Raw genomic sequence first — 13,128 nt, forward strand, 5'->3', positions numbered from 1 at the left:
AACGAGGACCCCACACCGTTCACCTGGACCAAGACCGCCGACGAGATCCTCGACTCCCTTGCCCGATTCTGCCGACGGATCTCCGGCGCAGGACACTAGGCGTGCGCTTCTGGGTGGCGAAGTCGACGTGGACGAGGCCGAAGCGCTGGTGGTAACCCTCGGCCCGTCGAACAGACTGTCATCGTACGGTGCGGAGCGCCTGGGCCTTCTCCGGCCGCTCGGCCACGGGCCCGGTGGGCGGGACGCCCCGTCACAGGAACTGCTCGGCCCAGATGATCTTTCCCTCGGGGGTGTAGCGGACGCCCCAGCGTTCGGTGAGCCGGGCGACGAGGAACAGGCCGCGGCCGCCCTCGTCCTCCGCGACCGCGTAGCGCAGGTGCGGGGCGGTGCTGCTGGCGTCGGAGACCTCACAGATCAGTGTGCGGTCGTACAGCAGCCGCACCCTGATCGGTGCGGTGGCGTAGCGGATGGCATTGGTCACCAGCTCGCTGAGCACCAGTTCGGTGACGAAGACGGCCTCGTCGAGACCCCACTCGGCGAGCTGTCGGGTGGCCTCGGCACGGACCTGGGCGACGGTCTCCGGAGTAGAGGCCACCGCCCACTCGGCGGTCCGGTCGGGCTCCAGTACGCGGGTGCGGGCGACGAGGAGGGCGATGTCGTCGGTCTGGCGGGCGGGCAGCAGGGCGTCGATCACGGCCTCGCAGATCTCCCGGGGTGATCGGTCGGGGCGGGCCAGGACGCTCGTGAGGACGTCCAGGCCGACACCGATGTCGCGGGTGCGGTCCTCGATGAGGCCGTCGGTGTAGAGGATCAGGCTGCTCCCCGGTGGCAGTCGCAGCTCCACGGCTTCGAAGGGCATCCCGCCCAGGCCGAGCGGCGGACCGGCGGGGAGGCCGAGGAGCTCCACCGTGCCGTCCGGGTGGACGAGGGCGGGCGGGGGGTGGCCGGCCCGGGCCAGCGCGCAGGTGGCGGTGCTGGGGTCGTAGATCGCGTAGAGGCAGGTGGCGCCGGTGATCGCGAGCGCACCCCCGGCCGCGGCCGTTTCCTGGTCCAGGTGGGCGACCAGTTCGTCCAGGTGCCCGAGGAGCTCGTCCGGCGGCAGGTCGAGGGTCGAGAAGTTCTGGACGGCGGTGCGCAGGCGGCCCATGGTGGCGGCCGCGTGCACGCCGTGGCCGACCACGTCGCCGACGACGAGCGCGACCCGGGCACCCGGCAACGGGATGACGTCGAACCAGTCGCCGCCGACCCCTGCCTGGGCGGGCAGGTAGCGGTAGGCGACGTCGAGGGCGCCCTGTTCGGGCAACGCGCGCGGCAGCAGGCTGTGCTGCAGGGTGACGGCCATCGTGTGCTCGCGGGTGAAGCGGCGGGCGTTGTCGACGGACACTGCGGCGCGGGCGGCCAGCTCCCCGGCCAGGGACAGCTCGTCGTCCTCGAACGGGCCCCGGTCCCGGCCGCGCCAGAAGCAGGCGACGCCCGTCAGCACACCCCGTGCCGTCAGCGGAACGGCGATCAACGACGCCAGGCCGAAGTCCAGCACCGCCTGCGTGAGCTCGGCGTCCTGCCTGCGCCACCCGGCGTCCGTCGCCACCTCGGGGACGAGCGCGGACCGCCCGCTGACGAAGCCCGCCGCCTGCGGGGTGCTGCCCGCCCACCGGACCAGTTTGCCCGGGGGGTACAGCGGCGAATCGTCCCGGATGCCCGCGACCGCCACCCGCCGCAGCTCCACCGTGGCACCGGCCGTCAGGGTCCGCGGTTCCTCACCGCGCAGCACCTCGTCGGCGAGGTCGACCGTGGCGTAGTCGCAGAATTCCCGGGAGGCCATTTCGGCGAGTTCCTCGGCGGTGCGCCGGACGTCCAGGGTGGTTCCGATGGCCATACTCGCGTCGTACAGCAACCTGAGCCGACTGCGGGCGACCTCGGCCTTCCCCGCCAGGGCGCGCAGCTCGGTGGAGTCGCGCAGGGTGGTGACGCTGCCGGAGGGGCCTCCCCCGCTGTCGGTGGGGCGGTTGTTGACGGCCAGCAGGCGGCCGCCCACGGGGAGCACCTCGTCGGTGACCGCGCTGTCGGACAGCAGCAGTTCGGTCGTACGGGGGTCGAGGCCGAGGTCGGTGACCGCATGCCCCTCCGCGTCGGGGGGCAGGTCCAGGAGTCGGCGCGCCTCGTCGTTGGCGAGCAGGACCCGGCCGTCGCCGCTGACGATGGCCACGCCTTCACGCACCGCGTGGAGCACCGCGTCGTGGTGCTCGTACATCCTGGTCATCTCCTCCGGTCCCAAGCCATGGGTCTGCCGCAGGAGCCGCCTGCCCACCAGCGCCGTTCCGGCCGTAGCCAGGCCCAGCGCCACGGTGCCCGCGCCCAGGACGACCGGCAGCTGGCGGTCGATCGCGCTGCTCACGTTGGCGACCTTCATCCCGGCGGACACGATGCCCACGACCCCGCCGTGGGTGTCCTCCACCGGGACCACCACCTGGTACTCCAGGCCGAGCGGGCCGTGCACCTGCTCGACGGTGACCTGACCCTGCAGCGACGGCCCGATGGTGCCGACGAACTTCTTGCCGATCTGCTCCGGCTCGGGGTGGGTGAAGCGGATGCCGTTCCGGTCGGTCACCACGATGAAGTCGACCTTGGCGTCCTTACGGGCTGCTTCGGTCAGCGGCTGCAGCACCGCGCTGGGATCGGGGCCCTGCATCGTCGCCACCAGACCGGGGCTGTGGGCGAACGCCTCGGCCGCGGCGAGCGAACGGTCGCGCGCTGCCGCGAACCGGTCGCTGCGGGACTCGATCAAAAGCGCGATGACCGCCACCACCACGAGCAGCAGCACGATCGACACCTGCAGGAGGAACATCTGACCGGCGACACTGCGGATGCTCAGCACCGACCGCAGACGCCGCACCGAAGGATCCCCCGGGACCGGACTTGGATACTGCCGGCCAGGCCGACCACCCGCTCGGCCCGGAGCCCGGGGACCGGGGCCCGTGTCTCTCGCCATACACCCATGGTCCCGCCCCGGCACGAACGGGACACGGCACACCGGGCCCTGACCAGAGCGCCCCGGGTCCACCGCACCCGCCGACCGCGGAGGCGATCCGGCCCCCGTCCCGGCTCACCGGGGCACGGACCGGATCAGCAGCAGCGCGACGTCGTCGGTGCGGTGCTCTCCGTGGCCTGCCCGGTCGACGAGAGCATCGGCCAGCCTGTCGAGTGGTTCGCCGCCGTGGCGGGCCAGCGTGGCGGTCAGGTCGGCCAGCGCCTGGTCGAGGTCCACACCGGGCGTGTCGATGAGGCCGTCGGTGTACAGGGCCAAAGTGGTACCGATCGACAGGTCGACGCGGATCTGCGGGTAGTCGGCGGCGGGGTCGACGTTCAGCACCAGGCCGATGAGCGGCTCCAGCGCGCCCGCCCGGCCGTCCGGGCCGTACCGCAGTGGCACGGGGTGGCCGGCATCGGCGAGCCAGGCCTCCCGGCGGGCGAGGTCGACGCGAAGGTAGGCGCAGCTGGCCAGCAGGGCCGTGTCCAGGTCGGCGACCAGCCGGTTGGTGCGGGAGAGCACGGTGCTCGGGTCGGCGTCGGCTGCGGCGAAGGCACGGACGGCGGTACGGACCTGGCCCATCAGCGCGGCGGCGTTGACGTTGTGGCCCTGGACGTCGCCGATCACGACGGCCACGTCGTCGGGCCCGACCCGGATGAGGTCGTAGAAGTCGCCCCCGATGTCCATGCCCTCGGTGCACGGCAGGTAGCGGGCGCTGACCTCCAGGCCCGGAACGTCCGGCAGCGCACGGGGCAGCAGGCTCTCCTGGAGGCCCTGGGCGAGGCCGAGCTTGGTGTCGTACAGCCGGGCGCGGTCCAGGGCCTGGGCGATCAGTCCACCGAGCGAGGTGAGGACGGCGCGTTCCTCGAGATCGAAGTGGTGCGGCTCGGCGAAGGCCAGCACGCAGGTGCCGATCAGCCTTCGCGAGGTCACCAGCGGCAGATAGGCCCAGGCGGCCATCCCGTCCTGGGTCTCCCGGCGGCCCGGGTAGAGCCGCTCCAGCTCTGCACGGGTCTCGAAGTACGCCGGCACGGGGTTGGTGGACGCCTGGACGCCGGGGGTGGACTCGGTCAGCGGGGTGCCGTCGAACTGGTCGACCAGGCCGGGCGGATAGCCGCGATGGCCCACGATGCGCAGTCGGCCCCCTTCGGCCATCAGCACCGCCACGGCTCGGCCCCCGAAAGCCGGCACGATCTGCTCGGAGACCATGCTCACCACGTCCTGCACGCCGACGGCCTCGGTCAGCGCGCCCGCGAGGTGGAGGAGGTGGTACAGCGCTCCGGGACGTGTGTGCGTGGCCCGCTCGGGCGGGGTCCCGACGGGCCTGTCGCAGTCGGCGGCGACGACGTCAGCGGCGACGATCCGCGCGGTCAGTCCGGACGGGTCAGGGAAGAGCTCGAACAACAGCCACCGGTCCGGCGGCCGCAACGCGACGAAGGAGGTGGACTGCCCACTGATCACTGCGGCCCGGTAGTGGTACTCGTACACCGGATCCCGCAGCCACGACAGGACCGCCCACGGCCGCGCGCCCAGCAGCCGCTCGACCGGTACACCCAGCAACTCGGCGGCGGCCGGGGTGACCGCGGCCAGCCTGCCGTCCAGATCGATGTCGCACACGCCCTCCGGAAGCCGTTCCGCCATCGTGGCGAGGGGGGCGGCGGAGCCACTCTCCGCCACCCCGGGGCGCTGGCCGGCCCGGACCGGTCGGCCCGCCCGGGCCGCGTCCGCCAGCACCTCGGCCAGGCGATCGGCGAACGCGTCGAACCGGTCCCGTTCACCGGGCGACATCTCGGGGGGATGCGCGGCGGGCCAGAGCACGAAGACGGCCCCGTACGCGGTCCGCCGCGTGACGAGCGGAGCAGCCGCGAGGCAGAACGCGTACGGCATGGCCACCGCGACCCTCGGGTACCTGCGCGCCATGTCCTCCGTGCCGCCCACCCATACGACCAGGCCGCTGCGCACCGCTTCGGCCACCGGTACCGGTGCGGTGATGCCGACGCGCTGCCACGGCCTGGTGAACTGCCGGGCGGCCCCCAGGGTCACGGCCAGTTCGAGCACCTGCCGGTCCTCCGACAACAGGTAGAGCCCGCCGATGTGCGCGTCGAGCCGGGCCGGCGCCGACCGCAGGATCCGCGCCGCCTCCTCCAGTCCGCGCCCGGCCGGAGCCTCGGCGGCCTCGCGTCCGGGCCCCGGCGACCGATGCCATGGCACGCCCATCACGAGCACCCCATTCGAGCCGACCAGTGAAACCCGTAGGCCCCCTCCCATAGTGGCTCGGCCCGCACCGTCCGTCCCGTCGTGTCCACCGGGGTCCGACGCGATCGAGGCAACCCGATCAGTACGTGGTGAGCAACGAAGTCGTCGGCGGAACCTCGGGCCGCCCGCCTCGGACGATCGACTTCCGGCTCGCCGTACTCGGTCTGATCACCACACTTCGACGTTCGTCTGCGAGGCCCTGCGCTCGGGCATCAACACCACGACGCCTACGTCAGCGGCCCCGCGCCCATGATCCACAGCACCGCCCGGGCGCTGTACCACTCCGGAGTGCCATTCGATCGCATCCACCACGACCCGTTCGTGCGCCTCGACTTCACCTCCTGAGCGCAGACGCCCGTCCGGTCGCCGAAGTCTCGGACGGCCCGGCGCCCTTCGGGTCCGTCGGGCGCCGACGGCCCTCCTCCAGCAAGGCCGCGACCCCTCGCCGGCGGATCTGTCGAGCACAACGGTTCAACCCAGTTGGTGCGGTTGATCTGTGGCGAGTCGGCCACCCTGACGCCGGCACATCGGACATGATTCGGCTGCGCAAAGACCATGACCTGGGGCCCGGAGCCGCCCACGCTCTTGAGGTCCCGATGCCCATCGCCGCGATGGTCCACCAGCTGATCCAGACCGCCATCGGCCCGGGCTACGCCGAGGCCGACTACCTCTCGCTCTTCGAGGTCGCCGCACGCGCGGCGGGCCTGGGGCGCAAGGACGAGGGCGCCATGGAGAAGGACGTCTGACCGGCCCGCCGCCCTGGCCGCACGGCGACGGGCCGTCGATGGCACTGTCCACGGGTCGATCCTCTGTGTCGGCCGCTCGGGTGGCACGAGCGAAACATCCGTGGCCTCCGGGGCTGCTTCGGCTACCGCGCTGCGCATGACCGGAATCGCACTCATGAGCACAGCCTTCGACGACCGCGGGGGCATCCCCCGCCGCCACAGCATGGAGGGCGACAACGTGTCGCCCCCACTGACCTGGTCGGGGGTACCGGACGATGCAGTGGAGCTGGTCCTGCTCTGCGAGGACCCCGACGCGCCTGGCGGCACCTTCCTTCACTGGCTGGTCACGGACATCGATCCGGCCAGCTCCAGCATGTCGGAGGGCGCGAAACCCCAGGGCGCGCAGCAGTGGCCCAACGACTTCGGAAAGTCCGGCTGGGGCGGTCCGATGCCGCCTCCCGGGACACCCGCACCGCTACGTCTTCCGCTTGTCCGCCGTCTCCGAGCCGCTGCCCCTACACAGTCGCCCGAACTCCGCCGCGGTACACCACGCCCTCAAGGGCAGAGAGCTGGCCGGCAACACACTCACCGCCGTCGGTCGCAGCGCCCGTGCGCGTACTCGCCGAAGCTCTGGTGGAAGAACTCCCAGTGGTCGCGCAGGCTTCGGACCACGCCTTCGCTGACCAGGAGACCGATCCCGTGGTCGAGGTCGGTGCCCAGGAGGCCCTTCGGCCCCCGGACGGTCAGCGTGCCGCCGGCCGTCACAAGCAGCCTGGCCAACTCAAGTGCCGCCCGTTCCTTGGTCGGATCCTCCATCCCGCCGACGGTTCGCACCCGGGCATGCCAGTAGTCGTCGTACAGCCGCGTGGCCGTCAGCTCCTCCGGCACCTAGCCTTCGCCCGCGTAGACACTGCAGGCCATCGTCAGGCGCACGGGTAGCGCGCAGACCTGGCGGAGCGGGCCTGGCCTCGCCACCTTGCCCTCCAGCACTCCGATGAACGCCTGGTCGGACGCCGTCGGTTCCGGGTTCGTCGCACGCAGGTGGTTCCGGGCCCAGTCGATGATCTCCTCGGGCAGGAGCAGGGGTACCCCGAACCGGACGAGCCGCCCCGCCAACCTGGGTGCGCTCTGCCTGGCCTGCTGCAGGTACGTCTGGTACTCGTGGTCGCGGCAGGTCATGACCACGTCGCCGATGTCCAGCGCCTCCGTCAGCACCGCCGACAGGCCGGGCACCGTACGGCGGTCGAGGATCAGGTCGAGCGTGTCGACGAGCAGCGTCACATGCCCGTGACGGGCACGCAGACGGGTGAGAATCTCGGTGATTCCCAGAGCGTCCACGGGCCTGGCGCCTGCGCCGAGCGCTCGGTCGGCCCCGACGGGCCCATCGGACACGGCGTCATGCGACAACTGTGCGCACGACACCAGGACGACCGCGCCGGAGTCGCGTTCGAGGCGCTGCAGCAGTTGACCGAGCAGTACGCTCTTGCCGATCCCGCCCTCGCCGGTCAGGACCAGAGCGACCCGGGATCCGGCACCGTGTTCCTGCTGCAGGTCCCGTGCTCTCAGCGCGGCGTCGAGAAGGTCATGACGGGCGACCGGCGGGAACTTGTACGCCTGGAGCGAGGCACGGTCGGGGGCCAGAACGCGCGGCAGAGCAGGACCGGGGACATAACCGCCGGCTTGGTCGACCGGCGCCGCCCGCCGGGGAAGGTCGCGCAGGATGGCGACGGTGGCGGCGGCTGCGTGGGCGGCAGCGCGTGACCGCTGCTCGGCGCTGGTGTCGGCATGCAGCAAACCGTCCGCCAGAGAGCGTGCGAGGCCGGCCATCCCTCCGGCCGGGCGAGGAACCCCTCGACGTTGTCCTTGCCGCCGTGGTAGGCGTGCACGGTGGTGGCCACCACCACGTCCCCGATGGCGATGTCGTCCTTCAGGGCGCCGGCGACGCCGACGAAGAACAGCACCTCGGGATCGAACAGCTGTCGAGCATGCTCGGTGATGACGGCCGCGGAGCGGTTGCCCGGCCCGGTCTCGGCGAGCGCCACGCGCAGAGTCGAGCACCCCGCACCATGCCCGTCCTCCAGATCGAAGGCGACGACTTCACGCTCGACGGCGAGCCGTTCCGGATCATCTCCGGCGGCCTGCACTACTTCCGCGTCCACCCCGACCACTGGGCCGACCGCCTGCACAAGGCCCGCCTGATGGGACTCAACACGGTTGAGACCTATGTCCCGTGGAACCTCCACCACCCACGGCCGGATGCGTTCCGCCTCGATGCGGAGCTCGACCTTGCGGCCTTCCTCGACCTCGCCGCCGCAGAGGGGCTCCACGTCCTGCTGCGCCCCGGGCCCTACATCTGCGTCGAGTGGGAGGGCGGCGGCCTGCCCTCCTGGCTGCTGGCCGAGCCCGGCATCCGGCTGCGCAGCCAGGACCCGAAGTACCTCACCGCCGTGGAGAGTTACCTCACCCACCTGCTCCCCCCCTCTGCTGGACCGGCTGGCCACGCGCGGCGGCCCTGTCCTGGCGGTGCAGGTGGAGAACGAGTACGGCGCCTACGACGAGGACACCGCCCACATCGCCCACCTCGCCCAACTCCTGCGCCGCCTCGGTGTCGACGTCCCCCTCTTCACCTGCGATCAGCCGGCCGACCTGGAGCGCGGCGCACTCCCCGGCACGCTCGCCACCGCCAACTTCGGCAGCGACGCCCGGCGCGGTCTCGCCGCTCTGCGCGCCCACCAGCTCACCGGTCCGCTGATGTGCAGCGAGTTCTGGAACGGCTGGTTCGACCGCTGGGGCGGCCGTCACGTGGTCCGCGAAGCCGCCGATGCCGCACGGGAGTTGGACGACCTCCTGGCGACGGGCGCCTCGGTCAACCTGTACATGTTCCACGGCGGCACCAGCTTCGGCTTCACCAACGGCGCCAACGACAAGCACACCTACCGCCCCACCGTCACCTCCTACGACTACGACGCCCCCCTCGACGAGAGCGGCGACCCCACCGAGAAGTACGAGGCGTTCCGAGAGGTCATCGCCAAGTACGCGCCCGTGCCCACCGATCCGACACCCGGACGCGGCACGAAGCTTGCCGCACCAGGCATCGCCCTGACCGAATGCGCTCCGCTGTTCGACAACCTGCCCTTCCTGGGCACCCCGGTGGCCTCCGAGCGGCCGCTCACCATGGAACAGCTCGGCCAGGACTTCGGCTTCGTCCTCTACGAGACCGTCCTGCCCACCGCAGGCCCCGCGCTGCTGGAGATCGAGCACGTACGCGACCGGGCCCAGGTCTTCGTCGACGGCCAGCCCGTGGGCGTCCTGGAACGCGAGAACCACGAACACGCCATCGCGCTCACCGCCCCCCACAAGGGCAGCGTCCTGCGCCTGCTCGTGGAGAACCAGGGCCGGGTCAACTACGGACCGGGCATCCACGACCGCAAGGGACTCCTCGGAAAGGTCCGCCTCAACGGCATCGAACCCACAGGCTGGACCAGCCGACCGCTCCCCCTCACCTCACTCACCGGCCTCGCCTTCACCAGCGGCGCCGAGCCCGCCATCGGCCCGTCCTTCCACCGCGGCACCTTCGAGGTCGACACACCGGCCGACACCTTCGTCCACCTGCCCGGCTGGACCAAGGGCAACGTCTGGGTCAACGGCTTCCACCTCGGCCGGTTCTGGTCCCGCGGTCCCCAACGCTCGCTCTACCTGCCCGACCCCGTCCTGCGCCCGGGGCCGAACGAGATCACCGTGCTGGAACTGCACGCGGCCCACCTCGCCGCCACCATCGACCTGCGTGGGCTACCCGACCTCGGCCCCACCGAGGAATGACCAGGTACCGAAGGATCCTGCGGTCGCGAGGAGTTCGCGGAGTCGTTCGATGCACCAGGCGGCCGGGAAGCGTCCGCGCTCGACGGTGATCACCACTGGTCCACGGCCGGCGACAGGCCCGCGGTGCGCGCGGCGACGCCCGCCTGGACTGCGAAGAGGCGGTCCCGCGCGTCCTGGTCGAGCGCGTGGAAGTGACCGTGCACCTCGAGGGCGACGAAGCCGTGCACGGTGGCCCAGGCCAGCATCAGGGATTCCGCCGCGTCCGGCACCAGTGGGCTGCCGATCCGGCCGCGTTCGGCCGTGTCGGCGACGAGTTCGGCCATGTGCTCCATCGCCCGCCGGGCGGCCACCACGGTCGGTCCGTCCGGTGGGGCCGCGTACCCGGGCACGGGGGAGCCGAAGATGAGGGCGAAGCGCTCCGGATTCCGCTGCGCCCAGGTCCGGTAGCCGGTGCAGGTGGCCACGAAGCGTCCGTCCAGGTCGTCCGGCGGCACGGTCTCGTGGGTCGCCGTCAACGCGTCCGACAGGCTGTCGTACGAGTCGGCGACGAGGGCGGTGAGCAGCTCGTCCCGGTCGGCGAAGTAGCGGTACAGCGCGGGCGGGGTCATCCCCATGCTGCGGGCGATGTCGGTGAAGCGGAGGTTCGCGGCGCCGCGCTCGACGATCAGGCCCAGGGCCGCGTGCTTGATCTCCTCCACGGTGTCGGTGCGCAGCCGCTCCCGGCGGCTCCGCCCCCCGCTCTCATCCGTCGACCCACTCATCGCATCTCCATCGGCTCGCTGTGCCAGTCACCGCGTTGACAATCCGTACCCGTCGAGGGAAACGTTACGCTTCATAAGATGCGTTATGAAGCGTAACGCTTTGCCAGGGGGACGGGGCCCCTGACGACGTACGGAGGACCACATGTCCCAGGGACTGCGCGAGGATCGGCGGACAGCCGCCGGGGAGAGCGGGCCGCACAGACCCGGCCCGCTCGGCCGAATAGCCGGTTGGAGCTTCCGGAACCGGGGCCGCACGGTGCTGCTCTGGCTGCTCGCCGCCGGCGCGGCCTTCGGCCTCTCGGCCGGCCTCGGCGCCAAGTACAGCGCCGACTACACCGCGCCCGGCTCGGACTCCAAGCAGGCCCAGCAGCTGCTGACGCGGGACTTTCCCGGGCTGGGCGGTGAATCGATCAACCTGGTGCTGACCTCCGACGGCACCGTGACCGGCACCGCCACCCGCGACCGGGTCAAGGACCTGCTCGCCCGGATGGCCGAGGTGCCGCACGTCAGCGGCATCGACGACCCGTACGGCCCGCGCGGCAAGGTGTCGGCCGACGGCCGCACCGCCCTCGGGCAGATCCACCTGGACGTCGCCGTCGCCCCCGACATGCCGAAGGCGGACACCCAGCGGCTGCTCGACCTCGCCCGCCCCGTCGGCGGCGGCCTGCGCGTCCACCTCGGCGGCATGACGGTCCAGCAGGCCGAGCAGGGCGCGATCGGCTCGGAGGGCATCGGCATTGCGGCCGCCGCCGTGATCCTGGTGATCACCTTCGGCTCGGTCGTGGCCGCCGGCCTGCCGATGCTCACCGCGCTCGGCGGGCTCGCGGTCAGCAGCGCCCTGCTGCCGGTCCTCGCCGCGATCATGCCGGTCCCGGACTGGTCGACCTCGCTCGCCGCGATGCTGGGCATCGGCGTCGGCATCGACTACGCGCTGCTGCTGGTCACCCGGTTCCGCGAGTGGCGCGCCGAGGGGCTCGAACCCGAAGCCGCCACGGTCGCCGCGCTGGACACCGCGGGCCGCGCGGTCGTGGTCGCCGGAATGACCGTGGTGGTCAGCATGCTCGGGCTGTTCGCGATGGGCCTGTCGTTCATGCGCGGCGCCGCGGTCTCGGCGATCCTCTCCGTGCTCGTCGTGATCGCCGCGTCCGCCACTCTCTTCCCCGCCCTGCTCGGCTACCTCGGCCGACACATCGAGCGCCTCCGGCTGCCCCTGCCCCAGCGCCGCGCCACCCAGGGCGAGAGTTCGGTGGGCGCCGGCTGGCTGCGCTGGAGCAGGCTGGTCGAGCGTCACCGCGTCCTCGGTGCCGTCACCGGGGTCGTCGTCCTGCTGGCGCTCGCGGCGCCGTTCCTGGGCGTGCGCTTCGGCTTCCCCGACGCGGGCAACGACCCTGCCGGGCGCTCGAACCGGCTGGCGTACGACGCGGTAGCCGCCGGCTTCGGACCGGGCAGCAACGGACCGCTGGTCCTGGTCGCCGAGTTGGCGCCGGGCACCCCCGCCGACGCGACGGCCTCGTTGCCCACCGCGCTGAAGGCGGTGCCCGGCGTCACGGCCGTGACCCCTCCGGTGCCCGGCGCCGACGGCCGCTCGCTGCTGCTCACCGTCGTCCCGGACACCGGTCCGCAGTCCAGCGCCACCAAGGCCCTGGTCCGCGACCTCCGCCATCACGTCATCCCGGCTGCGGTCGGCCCCGGCGTCCGGGTGCACGTCGGCGGGGCGACCGCCAGCGCGATCGACAGCACCGACAACATCTCCCGCCGCATCCCGCTACTGGTCGGCGGCGTGGTCACGGTGTCGATGCTCCTGCTCCTGGTGGCCTTCCGCAGCCTCGCCGTCGCCCTCAAGGCCGCTGTGATGAACCTGCTTTCCGTCGGCGCCGCGTACGGCGTGGTCGCCCTCGTCCTCGAAGGCGGCACCGCCGGCCGATGGATCGGCATCGACAGCCCCACCCCGCTGCCGGCCTTCGTCCCGGTGCTGACCTTCGCCGTCCTGTTCGGCCTCTCGATGGACTACGAGGTCTTCCTGGTGAGCCGGATGCGCGAGGCCTGGCTGCGCACCAACGACAACGCGGAGTCCATCGTCAGCGGACTGGCGGGCACCGCGCGGGTGATCACCGCGGCGGCGGCCATCATGGTCGCCGTGTTCGCGGCCTTCGTTCCGGCGCCCGACCTGCCGGTCAAGGTCATCGGCGTCGGCATGGGGTCGGCCATCCTGATCGACGCCACGCTGGTCCGACTGCTGCTGGTACCGGCCGTGATGCACCTGCTCGGCCGCGGCAACTGGTGGCTGCCCGCCTGGCTGGACCGCCGCCTGCCCCACCTCCACGTCGAAGGACACACCGAGTTCTACCAGCCGGAGGCCGCCGCCGAGGCGCCCCGCTCCCCGGCGGTGGTCGGCTAGTCGCTACAGCGGACCGCGGGCGCCCCACGACGCCTGCGGTCCGCCGCTACGGAACGCGCCGCCCCGGTCTGCGCGGACCCGACCGACTCCGTCGGATCACGTCGGATCACACGCCTCGGCGCCGAGCGCGACAACCTGCGG

8 protein-coding genes and 2 pseudogenes are annotated in these 13,128 nt (G+C 72.1%); 4 read left to right on the plus strand and 6 right to left on the minus strand.

Annotation, left to right across the window (positions count from 1 at the left end):
• Positions 1 to 250: 250 nt before the first annotated feature.
• The gene (locus OP86_RS12000; protein WP_051830005.1) at positions 251 to 2,845 is read right to left on the minus strand and encodes a SpoIIE family protein phosphatase; all 2,595 of its coding nucleotides are present in this window, start codon (positions 2,843 to 2,845) and stop codon (positions 251 to 253) included.
• 258 nt (positions 2,846 to 3,103) lie between these two features.
• Entirely contained in the window at positions 3,104 to 5,245 is a 2,142-nt protein-coding gene (locus tag OP86_RS12005; protein WP_030058115.1) for a SpoIIE family protein phosphatase, read from the minus strand.
• Between the two features lie 635 nt (positions 5,246 to 5,880).
• Here OP86_RS12005 and OP86_RS34715 point away from each other — a divergent pair.
• Positions 5,881 to 6,030: a hypothetical protein gene (locus OP86_RS34715; RefSeq protein WP_199815164.1), complete on the plus strand. Its 150-nt coding sequence runs from the start codon at positions 5,881 to 5,883 to the stop codon at positions 6,028 to 6,030.
• A 202-nt stretch (positions 6,031 to 6,232) separates the two neighbouring features.
• A pseudogene (locus OP86_RS39020) lies at positions 6,233 to 6,418 on the plus strand (YbhB/YbcL family Raf kinase inhibitor-like protein); the annotation flags it as partial.
• A 176-nt stretch (positions 6,419 to 6,594) separates the two neighbouring features.
• Here OP86_RS39020 and OP86_RS37140 read toward each other — a convergent pair.
• The 3 genes from OP86_RS37140 to OP86_RS34725 form a co-directional block, all read right to left on the minus strand.
• Positions 6,595 to 6,897: a hypothetical protein gene (locus OP86_RS37140; RefSeq protein ID WP_030058114.1), complete on the minus strand. Its 303-nt coding sequence runs from the start codon at positions 6,895 to 6,897 to the stop codon at positions 6,595 to 6,597.
• Positions 6,898 to 7,347 carry a hypothetical protein gene (locus tag OP86_RS37145; RefSeq protein WP_158707016.1) on the minus strand — a complete coding sequence of 150 codons (450 nt, stop codon included), beginning with the start codon at positions 7,345 to 7,347 and terminating at the stop codon, positions 6,898 to 6,900.
• Between the two features lie 224 nt (positions 7,348 to 7,571).
• A complete protein-coding gene (locus OP86_RS34725) occupies positions 7,572 to 8,195 on the minus strand; it encodes a phosphorylase family protein (RefSeq protein ID WP_342447783.1) in 624 nt (207 codons plus the stop codon).
• On the opposite strand from OP86_RS34725, the pseudogene OP86_RS32895 reads away from it, so the two are divergent.
• A pseudogene (locus OP86_RS32895) lies at positions 8,076 to 9,828 on the plus strand (glycoside hydrolase family 35 protein). The gene OP86_RS34725 and the pseudogene OP86_RS32895 overlap by 120 nt on opposite strands.
• Positions 9,829 to 9,917: 89 nt before the next feature.
• Here the strand turns inward: OP86_RS32895 and OP86_RS12030 are convergent.
• Positions 9,918 to 10,589, minus strand: coding sequence for a TetR/AcrR family transcriptional regulator (locus tag OP86_RS12030; protein ID WP_033331686.1), 672 nt, complete (start codon positions 10,587 to 10,589; stop codon positions 9,918 to 9,920).
• Positions 10,590 to 10,731: 142 nt separating this feature from the next.
• On the opposite strand from OP86_RS12030, the gene OP86_RS12035 reads away from it, so the two are divergent.
• On the plus strand, positions 10,732 to 12,987 hold the full coding sequence (locus OP86_RS12035) for an MMPL family transporter (RefSeq protein WP_063832354.1): 2,256 nt from the start codon (positions 10,732 to 10,734) through the stop codon (positions 12,985 to 12,987).
• Positions 12,988 to 13,128 lie beyond the last annotated feature (141 nt).

This window comes from Streptomyces novaecaesareae, from assembly GCF_000716875.1.
GTDB classification, from domain to species: Bacteria; Actinomycetota; Actinomycetes; order Streptomycetales; family Streptomycetaceae; genus Kitasatospora; species Kitasatospora novaecaesareae.

Bases quoted from the DNA above. Each gene is read 5' to 3' on its own strand.
- OP86_RS12005 (WP_030058115.1), bottom strand. From the start codon at position 5,245: ATGGGCGTGCCATGGCATCGGTCGCCGGGGCCCGGACGCGAGGCCGCC.
- OP86_RS12030 (WP_033331686.1), bottom strand. From the start codon at position 10,589: ATGAGTGGGTCGACGGATGAGAGCGGGGGGCGGAGCCGCCGGGAGCGG.
- OP86_RS34715 (WP_199815164.1), top strand. From the start codon at position 5,881: ATGCCCATCGCCGCGATGGTCCACCAGCTGATCCAGACCGCCATCGGC.
- OP86_RS12035 (WP_063832354.1), top strand. From the start codon at position 10,732: ATGTCCCAGGGACTGCGCGAGGATCGGCGGACAGCCGCCGGGGAGAGC.
- OP86_RS12000 (WP_051830005.1), bottom strand. From the start codon at position 2,845: ATGTTCCTCCTGCAGGTGTCGATCGTGCTGCTGCTCGTGGTGGTGGCG.